This window comes from Actinomadura sp. NPDC047616 (assembly GCF_040642915.1).
Classification (GTDB): domain Bacteria; phylum Actinomycetota; class Actinomycetes; order Streptosporangiales; family Streptosporangiaceae; genus Spirillospora; species Spirillospora miaoliensis.
In genome coordinates this window covers 50,502-68,260 of record NZ_JBEYTB010000005.1, presented here as the reverse complement: position 1 = coordinate 68,260, position 17,759 = coordinate 50,502, and the positions used below count along the sequence as shown (strand labels likewise).

Annotated in this window: 13 protein-coding genes; 4 read left to right on the top strand and 9 right to left on the bottom strand. The window is 73.5% G+C overall.

The features are described 5' to 3' along the window. The first annotated feature begins 193 nt into the window (after positions 1 to 193). Positions 194 to 946: a GntR family transcriptional regulator gene (locus ABZ801_RS13845; RefSeq protein ID WP_344958175.1), complete on the top strand. Its 753-nt coding sequence runs from the start codon at positions 194 to 196 to the stop codon at positions 944 to 946. 170 nt (positions 947 to 1,116) lie between these two features. On the opposite strand, the gene ABZ801_RS13840 is transcribed toward ABZ801_RS13845, so the two are convergent. The 8 genes from ABZ801_RS13840 to ABZ801_RS13805 all read right to left on the bottom strand — a co-directional run bounded on the left by ABZ801_RS13840 (position 1,117) and on the right by ABZ801_RS13805 (position 10,983). Further along, on the bottom strand, positions 1,117 to 3,807 hold the full coding sequence (locus ABZ801_RS13840; RefSeq protein ID WP_360697274.1) for a sugar-binding protein: 2,691 nt from the start codon (positions 3,805 to 3,807) through the stop codon (positions 1,117 to 1,119). A gap of 45 nt (positions 3,808 to 3,852) precedes the next feature. Beyond that, on the bottom strand, positions 3,853 to 4,644 hold the full coding sequence (locus tag ABZ801_RS13835; protein WP_360697271.1) for a carbohydrate ABC transporter permease: 792 nt from the start codon (positions 4,642 to 4,644) through the stop codon (positions 3,853 to 3,855). Further along, entirely contained in the window at positions 4,641 to 5,624 is a 984-nt protein-coding gene (locus ABZ801_RS13830) for a sugar ABC transporter permease (RefSeq protein ID WP_360697268.1), read from the bottom strand. Before ABZ801_RS13830 ends, ABZ801_RS13835 begins: the two co-directional genes overlap by 4 nt. Positions 5,625 to 5,678: 54 nt before the next feature. Beyond that, positions 5,679 to 7,064, bottom strand: a complete 1,386-nt coding sequence (locus ABZ801_RS13825) for an extracellular solute-binding protein (RefSeq protein ID WP_360697265.1) — start codon at positions 7,062 to 7,064, stop codon at positions 5,679 to 5,681. A 3-nt stretch (positions 7,065 to 7,067) separates the two neighbouring features. Next, the gene (locus ABZ801_RS13820) at positions 7,068 to 8,360 is read right to left on the bottom strand and encodes a glycoside hydrolase family 4 (protein WP_344958185.1); all 1,293 of its coding nucleotides are present in this window, start codon (positions 8,358 to 8,360) and stop codon (positions 7,068 to 7,070) included. Beyond that, positions 8,357 to 9,583: a carbohydrate kinase family protein gene (locus tag ABZ801_RS13815; RefSeq protein ID WP_344958187.1), complete on the bottom strand. Its 1,227-nt coding sequence runs from the start codon at positions 9,581 to 9,583 to the stop codon at positions 8,357 to 8,359. Before ABZ801_RS13815 ends, ABZ801_RS13820 begins: the two co-directional genes overlap by 4 nt. Positions 9,584 to 9,750: 167 nt before the next feature. Next, entirely contained in the window at positions 9,751 to 9,966 is a 216-nt protein-coding gene (locus ABZ801_RS13810) for a hypothetical protein (RefSeq protein WP_360697262.1), read from the bottom strand. Positions 9,967 to 10,257: 291 nt separating this feature from the next. Next, positions 10,258 to 10,983 (bottom strand): FadR/GntR family transcriptional regulator, encoded by a 726-nt coding sequence (locus ABZ801_RS13805; protein WP_344958190.1) that lies wholly within the window; start codon positions 10,981 to 10,983, stop codon positions 10,258 to 10,260. 135 nt (positions 10,984 to 11,118) lie between these two features. Here ABZ801_RS13805 and ABZ801_RS13800 point away from each other — a divergent pair, with 135 nt between their 5' ends. Both ABZ801_RS13800 and ABZ801_RS13795 read left to right on the top strand, forming a co-directional pair. Further along, the gene (locus tag ABZ801_RS13800) at positions 11,119 to 11,661 is read left to right on the top strand and encodes a gluconokinase (protein WP_344958191.1); all 543 of its coding nucleotides are present in this window, start codon (positions 11,119 to 11,121) and stop codon (positions 11,659 to 11,661) included. 66 nt (positions 11,662 to 11,727) lie between these two features. Further along, positions 11,728 to 13,164, top strand: coding sequence for a gluconate:H+ symporter (locus ABZ801_RS13795; RefSeq protein WP_360697258.1), 1,437 nt, complete (start codon positions 11,728 to 11,730; stop codon positions 13,162 to 13,164). On the opposite strand, the gene ABZ801_RS13790 is transcribed toward ABZ801_RS13795, so the two are convergent. After that, the gene (locus ABZ801_RS13790) at positions 13,121 to 14,005 is read right to left on the bottom strand and encodes a hypothetical protein (protein ID WP_360697255.1); all 885 of its coding nucleotides are present in this window, start codon (positions 14,003 to 14,005) and stop codon (positions 13,121 to 13,123) included. The genes ABZ801_RS13795 and ABZ801_RS13790 overlap by 44 nt on opposite strands. A gap of 252 nt (positions 14,006 to 14,257) precedes the next feature. Between ABZ801_RS13790 and ABZ801_RS13785 the strand changes: the two genes are divergently transcribed. Beyond that, complete coding sequence (locus ABZ801_RS13785) at positions 14,258 to 17,695, top strand: phosphodiester glycosidase family protein (RefSeq protein ID WP_360697252.1); 3,438 nt, start codon at positions 14,258 to 14,260, stop codon at positions 17,693 to 17,695. Positions 17,696 to 17,759: the final 64 nt, after the last annotated feature.

The window sequence follows — 17,759 nt, the reverse complement described above, 5'->3', positions numbered from 1 at the left end:
CGGCCGCGCGGACCCGCCGAGGCGCCCCCGGGCCGCGCGCCGCGCGGGACGGCACACCGCCAGCTGGGCATGATCAAGCTTCATGGAACGGTCCATATACTGTCAAGAGAATGTCCTGACATTAGGACTCCCTGACTTATTCGTAACACGGCTCGACTATCCTCGTGCCGTTCTCACCGAGGGAGCCCCGCCCGTGCCCGAAGCCGCCGCGCACCGCCATCCGGTCTCCGTGGACCGCACCAGCCCCGTCCCGCTGTACTTCCAGCTCGCGCAGCAGCTGGAGGAGGCGATCCGCAGCGGCGCGCTCCCCCCGGGCACCCGCCTGGAGAACGAGATGGAGCTGGCGGCGCGCTGCCGCCTGTCGCGGCCCACGGTGCGCCAGGCGATCCAGCACCTGGTCGACAAGGGGCTGCTGGTGCGCCGGCGCGGCGTCGGCACCCAGGTCGTCCAGCCGCAGGTGCGGCGCCCCATCGAGCTGTCCAGCCTGCACGACGACCTGTCGGCGGCGGGCGAGCGGCCGTCCACGCGGGTGCTGGAGTTCGGCCCCGTGGCCGCCCCGCCGGAGGTCGCCAAGGAGCTCGGCGTCCCGGCCGAGAGCAAGGTCCTGCTGCTGCGCCGGCTGCGCCTGACCGGCGACGACCCCCTCGCCCTGATGACCAACCACCTGCCGCTCGACGTGCTCGACGTCACCGCCGACCGCCTGGAGCGGCACGGCCTCTACGAGACGCTGCGCGGCGCCGGGGTCAACCTGCGCATCGCCCACCAGACGATCGGCGCCCGCGCCGCCACCGCCGCCGAGGCCCGCCTGCTCGACGAACGGCGCGGAGCCCCGCTGCTGACCATGACCCGCGTCGCCTACGACGACAAGGGCCGCGCCGTCGAGTACGGCAGCCACGTGTACCGGGCCACGCGCTACTCCTTCTCCCACACCCTCATCGGCAAGTAGCCGCCGCGGAGGGTGGGCGCCGGAAGCGTTCCCGTGCCCGGCACCCGGCCGCATCCGGTCATGCGCGCGGCATGGCCCCCCGTGCGTGGCACGAACGGTGGGCGGCAGGGCGCCCGGACCGCCGCGGACGGTGGTCCGCGGGGTCCGGGCGCCGGTGCGCCGTCGTGCGGTCAGCGGGTGCCGAGCTGGGCGACGCTGCTCGCGGTGCCGCCCGCCTCGGCCTGGAAGGCCACGGCCAGGTAGCCCGTCGCGCCGGGGACGGTCACCGTGGTGGTGCCCGCCCGCGTCACGGTGACCTTCTTGGTGCCGAGCACCTTGCCGTCCCAGACGTGCGCGTACGCGGTGCCGGGGCCGGTGGCGCGCAGCCGGAAGGTGGTGGAGCCGCCGGAGACGACCGGCCTGCCGTCGATGCGGCCGGTGGCGTCGCGCGGGGCGGCCGGTCCGCCGGCCAGCGGGATCCCCGTCTCGGCGGCCTGCCTGATCGACTGCGGCGAGTTCACCGACGCGGCGGCGTCGGTCGGCATCACCGGCGGCCTGGGCGTGGTGGGCATGCCGGCCGGCGGCGTGTGCCCGGGCAGCGTGGTCAGGCCCCACCGGTACGGGTCGCCCTGCACGCCGCCCCAGGTGGACCAGCCGATCCGGGTCTGACCGGTCTTGTCCTGGGTGTCGGAGTCGTAGACGAAGATGTTCAGCCCCATGCGCGCCGGGTCGACCGCGGCGGGCAGCGCCGTGAACGGGATCTTCGCCTCGACCGTGTAGCCGTCGTAGGGCTGCGCCACCGTGGCCGCGACCGCCATCCCGGGCGCGGTCTCGACGCCGGGGCCCTGGTGCTGGTCGGCGTCGCGCTGGAAGCACGGCGCGCCGTCGCTCATCACCGGGAAGACGCCGGTCTTGAACGTGGTGGAGGTGTTCTCCGAGTCGCCGCGCGGGTCGATGGCGATCTCGACCGAGTCGCTGCGCCAGTGCCGCTTGCAGTCGTCGGCGCCGAGGACGGTGCCCTGCTTGTCGTCGCGCACCTTGACCAGGACGTACAGCGCGTCGTCGGTCCAGGTGACCTTGCCGGTGGCCGAGCAGTCGGCGGCCGACTCGCACGCCGTGCCCTCCCACAGGCGCGACAGGTTCAGCTCGGAGCCGGTGTACTCGCCCGCGCCCTCCTTGCCGTCGAGCGTGGGCGCCGCGGCGGCCTTGGGCAGTTCGGCGACCGGCACCAGTTCGAGCGCGGCCTTCTGCACGTCGGGCGCGCCCGAGGAGCCGGTGGTGGTGATGGTGTAGTCGTAGTCGCCGTTCGCGCCGCCCTGGTTGGAGGTGGGCAGCGAGGCGTCGGTGTTGCGGACGGTGAAGGCGACCGATCCGTTCTTGCCGGCCTCCAGCCGGTACGGCTTGGACGCGGCGTCGGCGACGAACCCGTCGGGCAGGTCCAGCTTCACGGTGCCGGACTGCGCCGACGCGGACGCGTTGGACAGGTCGACCCGCACCTCGCGCGACTGCCCGGTCCCGAGCGTCAGGACGCGCTTGACGCGCCCGGTGAGCTGCGGCACGCCGTTGCGCGCCGCCCAGGCGTCGAAGTCCTCCACGCGCGGCAGCGGCTGCTGGACCCCCCTGACGGGGGCGCGCACCTCGACGGGCGCCACGTTCTGGCCGGTGCCGTTCGCGGTGGACAGCGTCGCCGCCAGCCGCACGCGCCCGTAGGACGCCTGCGCCGGGGGCTTCACCGTGAACGTGGCGGTGCGTTCCGACGAGCCGACCGTGCCGAGGTCGCCGGAGCCCGTGACGGTCCAGCCGGCGGGCACGTCGAGCTTCGCCTTCGCCTTGCGCAGCGTCTTGGGCGAGCTGGCGTGCGCGGTGACCTTCACCTCCCCGCCGGGCGTGACGCCGAACGTGTCGGTGGTCAGGTAGAACCGGGTGTCCTGCGGCAGGCCGCCCGTGCCGGGGGTGACAGCGCCCTCCAGCATGGCGGTGGCGTCACGGTTGTCCAGCTTGTACGGCACGCGGCTGTGGATCTGGGTGAAGTAGTCGCAGCCGTTCAGGTTCGGGTCGGCCGGCACGTCGGGGAAGCCGCCCCAGCCCTGGCTGACGTACACGCGCTGCGCGTCTCGCTCCACCTGCGCCCACGTCCTGCCGCCGTTGCGGGCCGAGGCCCGGCCGCCCCACACGCCGTAGACGGTCGCCGCCTGCGCCGACGGGGTGAAGCCGGACGCGCACGACGGACCGGACGGCCCGGACGCGCCGCCGGTGTTGAACAGCCGTCCCGGCGCCCACGGCCGGAGCCCCTCGCGGGTGATCTGCTCGGGGTAGGCCTTGGGGTCGGCGGCCAGGAAGTACGCCTCGGTGGCCAGCCGCCCGGCCTCCTGATGGTTGCCGTGCTGGCCCGGCACGGGCGCGGGCTCCATGGTGACGATCACCTTCGGCCGGGTCTGGCGGACCAGCCGCACGACCCGTCCCAGCGCCTCCCGGTGGTCCCACACGTCGGCGGTGAGCGGGGCGCTGACGGTGTAGTAGAAGTCCACGTCGTCGAGGTAGTGGATGTTCGCCACCCCGGCCTTGCCGACGGCGCGGCGCTCCTCGTCCTCGCGCAGCAGCCCCAGCGGCGGCCCCTCCTCGGTGCCGGCCGCGTTGCCGCCGCCCTCGCCCCGGGTCACGGTGAGGACGCCCACGCGGGCGCCGTCGTACTCGTTCCACTGCCCGTAGGTGGACAGGCCGCCCGCCTCGTCGTCGGGATGCGCCCCGACGAACAGCACGTCCAGCCTGCCCTTCTCGGCCGGCCTGCTCGGCGCCGCCGCCTGCGCGGGCGGCCCCAGCAGGGACGCCGCCAGCGCGGCGGAAACCGCGACGGGCAAAGCGGGTAGGGCGAGTCTTCGCATGGAAGTCTCCTGTTCGGTTGTGCCGGGCGACAAAGGCCGCGGCCCCTACTCCTTGATGGCCCCCGAGAGCATTCCGGCGATGAAGTGGCGCTGCAGGAAGACGTACAGCAGCACGACGGGCGCCGCGATGATCAGTGCGCCGGACATCAGCGCGGCGTAGTCGGTCTTGTGGTTCCCCTGGAAGACGGACAGGCCCAGCGGCGCGGTGCGCAGGCCCTCCTCGGAGTTGAGGATCACCAGCGGCAGCAGGAACTCGTTCCACGTCCACATGGAGATCAGCACGATCATGGTGAGGATGGCGGGACGTCCCATCGGCACCAGGACCCGCCACAGGGTGGTCCAGCTGCCCGCGCCGTCCATCCGGGCCGCCTCCAGCAGCGACGGCGGGACGCTGCGGAAGTAGGCGCGCATCCAGAACGTGCCGAACGCCACCGACATGGCGACCTGCGGCAGGATCACCCCGGCGTAGGTGTTGTCGAGGTCCAGCGAGCGCAGGTCGAAGTACAGCGGCACCACGATCGCCTCGGTCGGGATCGTCAGCCCGGCCACGAACAGCAGCGCCAGCGCGCCCGCGCCGCGAAAGCGCATCGTGCCGAGCGCGAACCCCGCCATGATCGACAGCACCGTGGCGACGACCACCGTCACGGCGGTGACGATCACGCTGTTGCGCAGGTAGACGGCGAAGTCGCCGTCCCGCCAGGCGGTGCCGAAGGCGGACAGGTCCAGGCCGGGCAGCTGCAGCGCCTGCGCCACCACCCCGGCCATGGGGAAGATCGCCAGCACCGCGAACAGCGTCAGCACCGCGTAGTTGAACACCTGTTCCCTGCGCGCGATCATGCCCTGCCCTTCGCGTCCGGGCGCCCCTCGACCACCCGGCGGATCCCGGCCGTGATCACGAACGCCAGCACGGCGATGGTGAGGCCGACCGCGCAGCCCAGCCCCACCTCGCCGGTGTTGAAGGTGCGGTTGTAGACCTCGTAGGCGGGGACCTTCGTCGCGTCGCCGGGGCCGCCGCTGGTCGCCATGTAGATCAGGTCGAAGTTGCGCACCGCCAGGATGGTGGTCAGCGTCAGCGCCACCGCCAGCTCACGGCGCAGGCCCGGCAGCGTCACCGTCCAGAACTCGCGCACCGGCCCGGCGCCGTCGATGCGCGCCGCCTCGTACAGCTCGCGCGGGATCTTCTGCACCCCGGCCAGCAGCAGCACCATCGCCAGCCCGATGTTCACCCACGTGCCGACCAGGCCGACCGCGGGCAGCGCGAAGGTGAAGTCGCCGAGCCAGCCGCGCGACCAGTCGGGCAGCCCGAGGGAGTGCAGGCCGCGCAGCAGGTCGTTGACCGGGCCGTCGGCCGAGTACATCCACTGCCAGGCCACCGCGACCGCCACCATCGCCACCACCTGCGGCAGGAACAGCACGGTGCGGAAGAACGCCAGGCCCCGGATCCGGGCCCGCGACATCGCCCCGACCAGCACGAACGCCACGCAGCACGGCAGCACCGCGTAGAAGACGATCAGCACGGCCAGATGCCCGAACGAGCCGCGCAGCACCGGGTCCGACAGCATCTCGCCGTAGTTGGACAGGCCCGCCCACGTCGCCGGGCCGAGGCCGTCCCACTCGTACAGCGAGAACTGCGCCCCCCGCACCAGCGGCCACAGCAGGAAGGCGCCGTAGACCAGCAGTGCGGGAAGGACGTACAGCCAGCCGATCCGGCGGGGCTCGCCCGGCGAGCCGCCGGGCGCGGACGCACCGGCCCGCCGGGCGGCGGGCCGGGCCGCGCGCCGGCCGCGTCCGGTCTCGGGCCGGGCGACGATCGTCATGTACGGCTCCCTCGGGTCAGGTTCGAAGGACGTGTCGGAGGACGCTCGGCCCGCTCACTTCTTCTTCTGGAAGGCGGCGTAGTCGTCCTGGGCCTTCTGCATCGCCTGCTGCGCGGTCGTCTTGCCGGTGATGAGCTCCTGCAGCGGACCGCCGAAGGCGTCGGCGAACGTCGGCGTGGCGTAGTCGATGTACGGGGTGATGCCGTCGTTCCTGCTGAGGGTCTCCCAGGCGGACAGGATGTCCTTCATCAGCGCGCCCTCGGGCTTCTTGGACGGCGGCGCCAGCGCGGGCAGGTTGCCGGTCTCGACCGACACGTCCATCGCCTCGGGCGAGGTGATGAAGTTGATGTAGGCGGCGGCCACGTCGGGGTGCTTGGACTTGGCGGTGATCGACCAGGGCAGGCTCTCGCCGCCCATGGTCGCCGAGGCCCCGCCCGCCTGCGCCGGGGGCGGCAGCATGAAGCCGACCTTGTCCCCCATCTTGTCCATCAGGTCGGACGCCCACCAGGTGCCGCCGAACATGAACACCCCGTCGCCCTTGGCGAAGTTGGCCGGGGTGTCGTCCCACTTGATGGCGTTGGCGTCCTTGGTGAAGTAGCCCTGCTTCGCCCAGTCGGCGAGCTTCTGCGCCGCCTGCACGTTCGGGCCGTCGCTCCACGAGCCGCTCTTGCCGAACACCAGGTCGCGCACGGTCTGCTTGTCGGCGTGCTGGTCCTGGACGATGCCGTACAGCTGCATCGCGGGCAGCTTCTCCTGGTTGCCGAACGCGATCGGGATCTCGCCCTTGCTCTTGGCGGTGGCCAGCGCCTGCTCGAACTCGCCCCAGGTCTGCGGCGCCCGGATGCCCAGCTTGGACAGCTTGTCCTTGTTGTAGTACAGGCCGACGATCTCGCCGTTGAGGGAGACGCCGTACAGGCTGCCCGAGCCGATGAGCTTGCCGTCGGTGGTGACGCTGTTGAGGTCCATCAGGCCCTTGGGGTAGCGCTTGCGCCACCCGTAGGCCTGGTCGTAGGAGTCCAGCGGCAGCAGCATGCCGGCCTTGACGAACTGCGCCATCGCCGCGTAGCCCTGGTTGGCCTCGACCACGTCGGGCGGGTTGTCGCCCGACAGCGCCAGGCGCAGCGTCTTCTGCAGGTCGCTGAACGACCGCGACACCCGGTTGATCTTGACGTTCGGGTACTTGGCCTGGAACTGCTCGTTCAGCTTCTCGATCTGCTTGCGCTGGCCGCCCTGGACCTCCTGGTCCCAGACGGTCAGCGTCACGTTGCCGGCCTTGGCGACGTCGGTGCTGACCGCGGCGGGCGCCTTGCCCTGCGGCTGCTCGGTGTCCGAGCCGGGGGCGCAGGCGGTGCCGAGGGCCGCGACCGCCACCGCGGCCAGCACCGCCCGCCTGCCGAGTCTCCTCGGGCCGCCTCTCCTCGCGCTGGGTGTCGTCGGCATCTGCTACCGCTCCTTCGTGAACTGGGGGAGGTCGGCGCGGTGCGCGGCCAGGCCCTCGTCGAGGATCCGCTCCGCGACCCGCAGGCTGGTGACGAACGGGTGGGCCAGCAGCGCGCGCAGGGCCGTGCGCCGGTCGCCGGTGACGGCGGCGTCGGCGGCCAGGCGCTCGTACTCGTGGACGGCCTGGGTGAGGCCGCGGACCTGGCGCGGCAGGTCCCCCATCACCAGCGGCACCGCGCCCTGGCGGCCCACCACCGCCGGGACCTCGACGATCGCGTCGGGTTCCAGCGTGGCGATCGCGCCCCGGTTGCGGGTGTTGACGATGAACCGGCGCTGCTCGTCGCGGACGATCGCGCAGATCACGTCCACCGCGAACTCGCCGTGCTCGCCGCCGCCGCGCTCGCGGCTCGGGTCCGGGTCGGGCTTGTCGGCCTCCCCCGCCACCTGCGCGTAGTAGTCGGGCAGCATCGCCAGGATGTCCTCGGCGCGGGTGGTGCCCTTCTCCCGCAGCTGCGCGACGACCTCGTCGTGGAAGAAGTAGTACTTGGAGTAGGAGTTGACCAGCAGGCCGAGGGCCTTGCCGAGTTCGGCCATGCGGACGGGGTCGCGGTGCGGGGTGGCGTCGCCGTGCGGCTCCATGGCCTCCAGCAGCGGGGCGATGTCGACGGGCTCGCCGTTCAGCCGGACCCGCTCGGCCCAGGTGCCGTGGTTGGTGCCGATCCAGTCGATCTCCAGGCCCTCGACGGGCAGGCCGAGCAGGTCGGCCCAGGTCTCGGTGTCGCCCACCCACTGGTCGCACAGCCCGAGGATCTTCGCACCGGTGTGGCGCGAGACCGCGTCGGTGACCACGTTGGTGGGGTTGGTGTAGTTGATGATCCACGCGTCCGGAGCGACCTCGGCGAGCGTGGCGGCGATCTCCAGCAGCACCGGGACGGACCGGCAGGCCATGAAGAACCCGCCCGGGCCGACCGTCTCCTGCCCGACGACGCCGTACTTCAGCGGGATCGACTCGTCCAGGTGCCGGCCGCGCAGCCCGCCCGGCCGGAAGGTGGTGAACACGAAGTCCACCCCGTCCAGCGCGGCCTTGAGGTCGGTGTGGGCGCTGACGGTGAAGTCGGCCCCGCGGGCGGCGAACATGTTGCGGGCCAGCCGGGTCATGACGTCAAGGTGGTCGGCGTCCACGTCGTGGAAGCGCAGCTGCGCCCCGGCCAGGTCGGCGGCGCGGTGCAGCAGCCCCCGGATGACGCCGGGCATGTAGCCGCTGCCGGCGCCGATCACCGCGATGCGCGTCGTCATCGTGTCTCCGCTCTCGTAGTCGCCGGGGGGACCTCGGGGGGTCGTCCCCCCGAGTGGGAACGCAGGGTGGGCTCGGCGCGGACGACGGTGTCGTCGGCCGAGTCGGGGATGAAGGGTACGACGAAGGCGTAGTCCTCCAGTACCTCCTCGGGGACCTCGCCGGACTCGCCGAACGCGGCGATCTCGCCCCAGCACGGCGACCCGAGCGACCCGCTGCGGTGCCGCACCGACAGCCCGGCGCACAGGTTGGCGAACCGCAGCCGCTCGTCCAGCGGCAGGCCCGCCAGCGTGCCGAACACGAACCCGGCGGCGAACACGTCGCCCGCGCCGGTGGCGTCCAGCGCCTCCACCGGCAGCGCCCGGGTCTCGGCGCGCTCCCCCGTGATCGAGTCGATCGCCAGGGCGCCGTCGCCGCCGCGTTTGACGACCACCACCGGCACCCGCTCCGACAGCGCCCGCGCGGCCTCCTCCGGGGAGCCGGTGCGGGTGTAGGCCATGGCCTCCACGGCGTTGGGCAGGAACACGTCGACGTGCCGGAGCCGGTCGAGCACCTCGGTGGACCACGTCTCGGTGGAGTCCCAGCCCAGGTCGGCGAACACGCGGGCGCCGTCGCGGCGCATCGCCTTCACCCACTCGGGCACCGGCCGGTCGATGTCGACGAAGCACGTCTTGGCCTGCGGCGGCACCGTGACCAGGTCGTCCGGCGGCAGGGGCATGGGCTTGGCGTACGTCACCATGCTGCGGTCGGAGTCGTAGGCCAGCGACACCGTCACCGGGGACGGCCAGCCGGGGATCATCCGGGAGCGGCGCAGGTCGACGCCCTCCTGCTCGGACAGCGTGCGCCACAGGTACGACCCGAACATGTCGTCGCCGAACGGCGCGGCCAGCCCGACGCGCAGGCCGAGGCGGCTCATGGCGACGGCGATGTTGGCCACGCCGCCGGGGGCCGAGCCGAGGCCGTCGGTGACCAGCTCGGTGCCGGGCGGCGGCAGGCCCGGCAGGCCCGTGAAGATCATGTCCATGAAGACCTGGCCGGTGAGGAAGACGTCCAGTTCCGGAGCGTCGTCCCCGCGCGGCAGCCGCCGGCCCGCCCGTTCGCGCTCGGCGCACGGATCGTGCAGGGTCGGCGCGGGCGCACGGCCCGGTGCGGCGGCCTCCTCCCCTTCCGGCCGGATGTCCTGCCGGGTGTCGTCGAACCGGGTCCCGCTGAGGGTCTGTGTCATGGTGCCTCCACGGCGAGGCGTCGGCGTCGCAGGTGATCGTAGCCAGGGGCACCGGCAGAATGGCACGTTCCAATGCCCTTTGTGATCAGATCTTGTCCAAACATGCTTTTGACTGAATGTCAGGACATGAGGAGGAACCCGGCCGCCGCTCGCCGCGAGAGCGCAGGTCAGCGCTTGAGCGGTACGCCGCCGGGCGTGCTGTCGTTCGGCACCAGGTACGACACCACGGCCTGCGACATCACCCCGATCAGGGCGATGAGGATCTCCTTGCTGAGCGACCCCGCCTGGACCCAGTTGATCATGACCACGGTGAGGGCCGTGATCAGTGCCGCCCACCACTTGCGGGTCGGCATGAAGGACTTGCCGCCGGTCACGTCGTTCACGTCGCACCTCCGGAGGTCGGGCCGCCGCCGGTCCGCGGACACCGTCGCGCCAGATCCTTCCCCGTCCGCGCCCTCGTCCGATGACCGTTTGCGGCTCCCTGGGCCAGGTGTACCCGCCCACGGCGCGCCTCCATGGCATCTGCTCCACCACCTGCCCCCCAGGTACGCCCCCGGAGGTTTCCCGGGCGCCCTCCCGGTCGCCGGTGCGGTGCTCGCGTCGGCCCCGCTCTGACCGGGAGCTTCGCCTACCGGGGAGCCTCGCCGGTCGCCGGGAGACGCGCCGATTCCGGCCTAGGAGGCGTCGGGGGCCTCGGGGACGGGCTCGCCGAGCATGGCGCGGGTCGCCTCCTCGACGATGTCGCGCATGGCGCGCTCGGCGGCCTCGGGCTCCCCCGCCTGCACCGCCTGCGCCACCTCGGCGTGCCAGCGGATCGCCGCCGGCTCGGGCCGGGCGGGGAACAGATGGTGGTGGTGCCGGCCCGCGAGCACGGAGGCCACCACGTCGCCGAGCGCGCCCAGCATCTCGTTGCCGGACGCCTCCAGCAGCGTGCGGTGGAACAGGACGTCGGCCTCCAGGTAGGCGTCCAGGTCGCCGGACCTGCCGTGCACCGCCATCTGCATGACCGCGCCGGTCAGCGTGCCGCACTGGGCGGGGGTGGCGCGGCGGGCGGCCAGCGCGGCGGCCACCGGCTCGACGCCGCGGCGCAGCTCGCTCAGCGACCGCAGCTGCTCGTCGCGGCCCCCGCCGTCCAGCCGCCAGCCGATGATGCGCGGGTCGAACAGGTTCCAGGCCGAGCGCGGGGCGACGGTGACGCCGACCCGGCGGCGGCTGCTGACCATGCCCATGGACTCCAGCACCCGGATCGCCTCGCGGATCACCGACCGGGACACCCCGAACCGGGCCTCCAGCTCCTCGATCCGCAGCACCCGGCCGGGCGCCAGCTCCTCCGAGGTGATCAGCAGGCCGAGCTGGTCCAGGACACTGCCGTGCAGTCCGGCGTGGTCATTGCCCCCCATGGCCACCAATCATCACACGTATGGCTCCGCACGGAGCGGACGAGGGTAAAAAGTCAGACTTATGCAGGTCAGGTGTTGTTAAGAGCTGATTAATCATGTCACACTCTGGCAAACGTCATCCGAGAGGTCGATGTCATGGACACAGCCCGCGGCCCCGCCGCCCCGCTGCTCGTCGTCATGGGCGTCGCGGGGTCCGGCAAGACGACCTTCGGCGCCGCGCTCGCCCAGCGGCTGGGCGTGCCGTTCGCCGACGCCGACGACTTCCATCCGCCCGGCAACATCGCCAAGATGTCGGCCGGCCTCCCGCTGGACGACGCCGACCGGCTGCCCTGGCTGCGCGCGATCGGCGTGTGGCTGGCCGGGCACGCGCCGGGCGGCGGCGTGGTGACCTGCTCGGCGCTGCGGCGCGCGTACCGCGACCTGCTGCGTGAGAAGGCGCCCCAGGTGACGTTCGTGCACCTGCACGGCGACCGCGAGGTGGTGCGGCGGCGGGTCGCCGCCCGTCCCGGCCACTTCATGCCCGCCTCGCTGGTCGACTCCCAGTTCGACACGCTGGAGCCGCTCGGCCCGGACGAGCGCGGGATCGTCCTCGATCTCGACGCCTCCGTCGAGGCGCTCGTCGACGCCTACCTGGACGCGGCGCCCGGCGCCTCGGCCTCCCCGCCGCGCGGGGCCTGACCAAGGCCCCCTCACCCCCAATCCCTCCCCCCGCCCGGAAGGCGGGAGTCTCCCCGGAGGTTCCTGATGACAGCCCCCGCCCTCACCGCACTCGCCCTCGCGCCGCCCGAGGAGCCCATCGCCGGCGGCGGCCGGCTCGTGCTGGCCGCGCTCGCCGGGATCCTGCTGATCGTCACCCTGATCACCTGGCTGAAGGTGCACCCGTTCCTCAGCCTCACCCTCGGCTCGCTGCTGGTCGGCGGGATCGCCGGGCTGCCGATGGCCGACGCGGTCAGCGGGTTCGGCGAGGGGTTCGGCAGCACGGCGGCGGGCGTCGGCGCGCTGATCGCGCTCGGCGCCATGTTCGGCAAGCTGCTGGCCGACAGCGGCGGCGCCGACCAGATCGTCGACACCATCGTCGGCCGCGCCGGTCCGCGCGCGCTGCCGTGGGCGATGGCGCTGGTCGGGGCGCTGATCGGGCTGCCGATGTTCTTCGAGATCGGGCTCGTGCTGCTGATGCCGGTGATCTTCCTGGTGGCGCGCCGGTCCGGGCTGTCGCTGGTGCGGGTGGGCATCCCGGCGCTGGCCGGTCTGTCGGCCATGCACGGCCTGGTGCCCCCGCACCCCGGCCCGCTGGTGGCCATCGACGCGCTCAAGGCGGACCTGGGCGTCACGCTGGCCCTGGGCGTGCTCGTCGCCCTGCCGACGATCGCGGTGTCCGGGCCGCTGTTCGCCCGGTACGCGGCCCGCTGGGTGGACGTCCCGGCCCCCACCCTCTACGAGACGGGCGCCGCGGCGGGCGCGGGGACGGACGCCGCCGTGGACGTGACGAAGGGCGACGCCGGGGCCGCCCGCCGCCGCCCGTCGTTCGGCGTCACCCTGGTCACGGTGCTGCTGCCGGTCGTGCTGATGATGGGCAAGGCGCTGGCCGACATCTTCCTCGACGAGGGCGACCACCTGCGCACCGTCCTGGACAACCTCGGCACCCCCCTGGTGGCGCTGCTGATCGCGGTGATCGTGGCGATGTTCACCTTCGGCCGCGGCGCGGGCATGAGCCTGCGCGAGGTCTCCGGGGTGCTGGAGAAGTCGCTGCCGCCGATCGCGGGCATCCTGCTGATCGTGGCCGCCGGCGGCGGCTTCAAGCAGACCCTCGTCGACACCGGGATCGGCAAGCTGGTCGCCGACTGGGTGGCCGACAGCGGCCTGTCGGTGCTGCTGCTGGCCTGGGTGGTCGCGGTGCTGATCCGCCTGGCCACCGGTTCGGCCACCGTCGCCACCGTCACCGCCGCGGGCATCATGGCCCCGCTGGTCACCAGCCTGAGCAGCGGTGAGACCTCGCTGCTGGTGCTGGCGATCGGCGCCGGGTCGGTGTTCTTCTCGCACGTCAACGACGCCGGGTTCTGGCTGGTCAAGGAGTACTTCGGGCTGAGCGTCGGGCAGAACGTCAAGACCTGGTCGCTGATGGAGACGGTGCTGTCGGTCACCGGCCTGGTGTTCGTGCTCCTCCTCGACCTGGTCGTCTAGCGGCGTACGGGGAGCCGGCCGCGGCGGGGTCGTCCAGCAGCCGCCGCAGCGCCCGCACGAACAGCACCACCGCCACCAGCCCGAGCGGCAGCCCCGCCAGGGGCGCGCCCGCGGCCACGGCGAGGGCGCGCCCGCCGAGCACCCCGGCGACGCCCAGGTTGTCGCCCTGCCGGCCCGCCGCCGCGGAGACCGTGACGACCGCGCAGACGATCGCGACCGCGGCGGCGGACACGGCGACGTACCAGCGCCGTGCCGCCGCCGACACCACGACCCCCGCCACGACCAGCACCAGCAGCGCGGCCGCGCCGAACCACAGCGCCGGCCGCGGCCGCATCACGACCCGCACCACCGGGGCGGGCCGTCCCCGCCCCACCGTCCATTCCGGCACGTCCGCGGTTCCTCCCGGCGGCCGCGGCCGCACCGTCGCCGGGACGGACGGCAGCCACAACCGCACCCCGCCCTCGTCGAAGCCCCGGGCGGCCAGCCGCCGCCATGCCCGCGCGGTGTCCAGTTCCAGCGGCACCGTGCGGCCCGGCCGGTAGGCGCCGGTCACGTCCGCCCTGGCGAACGGGTATCCGCGGCTGGTCACGGTGCGCACCTGGACGCCGGTGGCGCCGGGGAACACCTCCCGCGCGACCGCCCCGGCCAGGTCCCGCACCTCGGCGTCCGACCGCAGCCTCCCGGCGGCGCGCAGATCGACCTGCGCGCCGCCGTCCGGCATGACCGCGATGTCGACCCACGCCCCGGGCAGCGCGCGTTCGCCGTCCCCGCCGCACGCCGACAGGGCGAGCAGGACGAGGACGCCCAGCGCCAGGAGGCGTCCCACACGTCGCACGGACACTGCCGCCTCCGATCTCCGGTGGCCGTCGCTCCACAGGATCGGTGCCGCAGGTCGCGCGGACGTCTCGTTCCGGTCCCGTCCGCCTTGCGCCGGGCGGCCCGGCGCCCGGCCTGGACGGCGGGCCCGGTGCGCGGGACGCTTCCGATCATTCGTGCCGAGTTGGCCGGGCGGACACCGCCGTCTGCTTGCATTGCCCCGCAAATGATCAAGGGCGGGGGGTGCCCCGCCGGGTCGTCCGAGGAGGCGTCTCCCATGGTCATCCTCCGTACACCGCCACGCCGGCGCGCCGCGCTCCCCGCGGCCGCCGCCGGCCTGGCGGCGGCTCTCGTCATCGGCGCCGCGCCGCCGGTGCTGGCCGCGCCGCCACCGCCGCCGCCGCGCACCGGGGCGGCGCCCGATCCCGCCTCGCCCGTCGCCCGCGAGGCCGACCGGCTGCTGCTCGGCGCGCCCCGCGCCGCGGCCGGCGGCCACCTGGAGACCGACCGCACGGCCCGGCCGGTCGCGCCGGGCACCACGCTGACCTCGTTCGACCGGCTCGACGCCAAGGGGTGGCTGCGCGCCGACCTGCTCACCGTGGACCTGGGCGCCAAGGTGCGCGCCGGGTACCTGTCGCCCGGCAAGGTCTCCGAGGTGTCGCCGCTGTCGCGGCAGGCCGACCGCGCCGGGGCGATCGCGGGCGTGAACGGCGACTTCTTCGACATCAACAACACCGGCGCGGCCAACGGCGCCGCCGTGGACGACGGGAAGCTGGTCAAGTCAGCGGTCCCCGGCTGGTCCACCCAGACGGCGGGGGTGGGCGCCGACGGTCTGGGCCGCATCGCGCAGACGCTGCTGGACGGCGAGCTCACCCTGCCCGGCGGCCGCACCGTCCCCCTGGACCAGCTCAACGCCCACTTCGTCAAGCAGGACGGCATCGGCGCCTTCACCTCCCTGTGGGGGTCGGCCACCCGCGGCAGGTCGCTGGCGCAGGGCGCGCAGCGGGTCGCCGAGGTGCTGGTGGTGGACGGCAAGGTCACCGAGATCCGCGGCACGCCGGGCTCCGGGGAGATCCCCTCCAACGCGTTCGTGCTGGTCGGCCGGGAGAAGGGCGGGGACCTGCTGCGCACCCTCAAGCCGGGCGACGCGGTCGGGCTGGGCTACCGGCCGCGCGCGTCGGCAGACGGCGCGCCCGCCTTCGCCGTCGGCGGCAACCAGACGCTGATCAAGGACGGCGCGATCCCGGCGCTGACCGACCCGGCCGAGCACCCGCGCACGGCGGTCGGGTTCTCCGCCGACCACCGCCGCATGTTCCTGATGACCGTGGACGGCCGCCAGGTCGACAGCCGCGGCGTCACGCTGGCGGAACTGGCCGCGCTGATGAAGGAGGCGGGCGCGCACGACGCCCTCAACCTCGACGGGGGCGGCTCGTCGACGCTGCTGGCCCGCGAGCCCGGCCAGACGCGCGGGCAGGTGGAGAACCAGCCGTCGGACGGCGCCGAGCGTCCCACGCCCAACGGCATCGGCCTGTTCGCCGACGGCAGCGGCAGGCTGACCGGCTTCTGGGTGGAACCGGCCGCCGACCCCACGCGCGCCCCGGGCGTCGGCCCCACCCGTGGCGGACGTCCCGACCGCGTCTTCCCCGGCCTGACCCGCAGGCTGGTCGCGCGCGGTCACGACGAGGCGCAGGGCCCCGCCGCGGGCACCCCGCGCTGGACGGCCGGCGGCGGCGCCGGCACGGTCGGCCGCGACGGCACCTTCCACGCCCGCAGGCCCGGGCAGGCCACGGTCACCGCGTCGCGCGGCAGGGCACGCGGCCAGACGGAACTGACGGTGCTCGGCCCGCTCGCCCGCATCGGCGCCACCGTCGACCGCGTCACCATCCCCGACCAGAAGGGCGGCGGCGCGTTCGGCGTCGTCGGGTTCGACGAGGACGGGTTCACCGCTCCCATCGAGCCGTCCGACGCCGAACTCACCTACGACACCGCGCTGCTGGACATCAAGCCGGGCGAGGACGGCCTGTTCACCGCCACGCCGCGCGGCCCCACCGGCTCCACCCTGGTGACCGTCGAGGTCAAGGGTCACACGACGGTGTTCCCCGTCAGCGTCGGGCTGGAGGAGAAGACCATCGCCGACTTCGACGACGCCGACCGGTGGCGGTTCGGGACCGCGCGCGGATCCGGGAAGGTCGAGCCGGTCGCCGAGGGCCACACCGGTCGGGGGCTACGGCTGTCGTACGACTTCACCCAGTCGACCGCGACCCGCACCGCCTACGCCTACCCGCCCGCGCCGATCGAGATCCCCGGCCAGCCGCTGGCGCTGGGCGCCTGGGTGCACGGCGACGAGAAGGGCGAGTGGACGGCGTTCACCATCACCGACGCCAACGGCCAGTCCTACTCGCTGTACGGCCCGTACATCACCTGGAAGGGCTGGCGGCAGATCGAGATGCAGGTGCCCGCGTCCGTGGCGTACCCGATCAAGGTCACCCGCTTCTACACGATCGAGACCAGCGCCAACCGGCAGTACACCGGCGAGGTGCTGATCGACGACTTCACCGCCAAGGTGCCGCCGCCGGTGCAGACCCCGCCCGCGCCCGAGCGCGTCCCCGACCCGCTGGTCATCCAGGACGGCACGGCCGACGGCAGCCCGTGGCGGTTCGCGGTGCTGTCGGACGCGCAGTTCGTCGCCGCCGACCCCGACAGCGAATTCGTCCGGCAGGCCCGGCGCACGCTGCGGGAGGTACTGGCCACCAAACCCGACTTCCTGGTCATCAACGGCGACTTCGTCGACACCGGGTACGAGGCCGACTTCTCGCTGGCCAAGAAGATCCTCGACGAGGAGCTGGGCGGACGGCTGCCCTACTACTACGTGCCGGGCAACCACGAGATCTACGGGCCGGGCGACATCGACAACTTCCGCAAGGTGTTCGGGGAGCCGTCGCGGACGTTCGACCACAAGGGCACCCGGTTCGTGCTGCTGGACTCGTCCACCGGCACCTACCGGACCAGCTCCTACGCCCAGCTGACGATGCTGCGCGACGCCCTGGACGAGGCGGCCCGCGACAGGTCGGTCCGGTCGGTCATGGTGTTCGGCCACCATCCGGCGCGCGATCCGCTGCCGAGCAAGAACAGCCAGCTCGCCGACCGCAAGGAGGCGGCGCTGCTGGAGAAGTGGACGGCCGACTTCCGCGCCCGGACCGGCAAGGGCGCGGCCGTGGTCAACGCGCACGTCGGCGTCTTCCACGCGTCCCGGGTCGACGGGGTGCCCACGTTCGTCAACGGCAACTCGGGCAAGAACCCGTCCGGCTCCCCCGCCGACGGCGGCTTCACCGGCTGGACGATGTTCGGCGTGGACCCGCGCGTGAACACGCGCGGCAGCGGCGGCGACGGGTGGCTGCGCGCCGAGGTGCGGCCCCACGTCGACGAGCTCAGCCTGACCGTCCCGGAGCGGGTGAAGGCCGGGACGACCGCGCACGTGACCGCCACGCTGCGCCAGGACGGCGAGGACATGCCGCTGGCCTACCCGATGAGCGCCGACTGGAGCGGGTCGCCGAACGTCCACATCGGTGACGCCCGGCGCGCCCTGCCCTGGCTGCACACCGTGACGTTCGACCCGGCCACCGGGCGGCTCACGGCCCTGCGTCCCGGGAAGGCGACGCTGTCGGTGACGGTCAACGGCGTCCGCCGCCAGGCCACCGTCACCGTGACCGGGTAGCACCCGAGGAGTTCGCGGCGCCGTGGCGGGGGCGACCCGCCACGGCGCCGCACGTTTCACCGGG

Bases quoted from the DNA above. Each gene is read 5' to 3' on its own strand.
- ABZ801_RS13840 (WP_360697274.1), bottom strand. From the start codon at position 3,807: ATGCGAAGACTCGCCCTACCCGCTTTGCCCGTCGCGGTTTCCGCCGCG.
- ABZ801_RS13835 (WP_360697271.1), bottom strand. From the start codon at position 4,644: ATGATCGCGCGCAGGGAACAGGTGTTCAACTACGCGGTGCTGACGCTG.
- ABZ801_RS13830 (WP_360697268.1), bottom strand. From the start codon at position 5,624: ATGACGATCGTCGCCCGGCCCGAGACCGGACGCGGCCGGCGCGCGGCC.
- ABZ801_RS13825 (WP_360697265.1), bottom strand. From the start codon at position 7,064: ATGCCGACGACACCCAGCGCGAGGAGAGGCGGCCCGAGGAGACTCGGC.
- ABZ801_RS13820 (WP_344958185.1), bottom strand. From the start codon at position 8,360: ATGACGACGCGCATCGCGGTGATCGGCGCCGGCAGCGGCTACATGCCC.
- ABZ801_RS13815 (WP_344958187.1), bottom strand. From the start codon at position 9,583: ATGACACAGACCCTCAGCGGGACCCGGTTCGACGACACCCGGCAGGAC.
- ABZ801_RS13805 (WP_344958190.1), bottom strand. From the start codon at position 10,983: ATGGGGGGCAATGACCACGCCGGACTGCACGGCAGTGTCCTGGACCAG.
- ABZ801_RS13800 (WP_344958191.1), top strand. From the start codon at position 11,119: ATGGACACAGCCCGCGGCCCCGCCGCCCCGCTGCTCGTCGTCATGGGC.
- ABZ801_RS13795 (WP_360697258.1), top strand. From the start codon at position 11,728: ATGACAGCCCCCGCCCTCACCGCACTCGCCCTCGCGCCGCCCGAGGAG.
- ABZ801_RS13785 (WP_360697252.1), top strand. From the start codon at position 14,258: ATGGTCATCCTCCGTACACCGCCACGCCGGCGCGCCGCGCTCCCCGCG.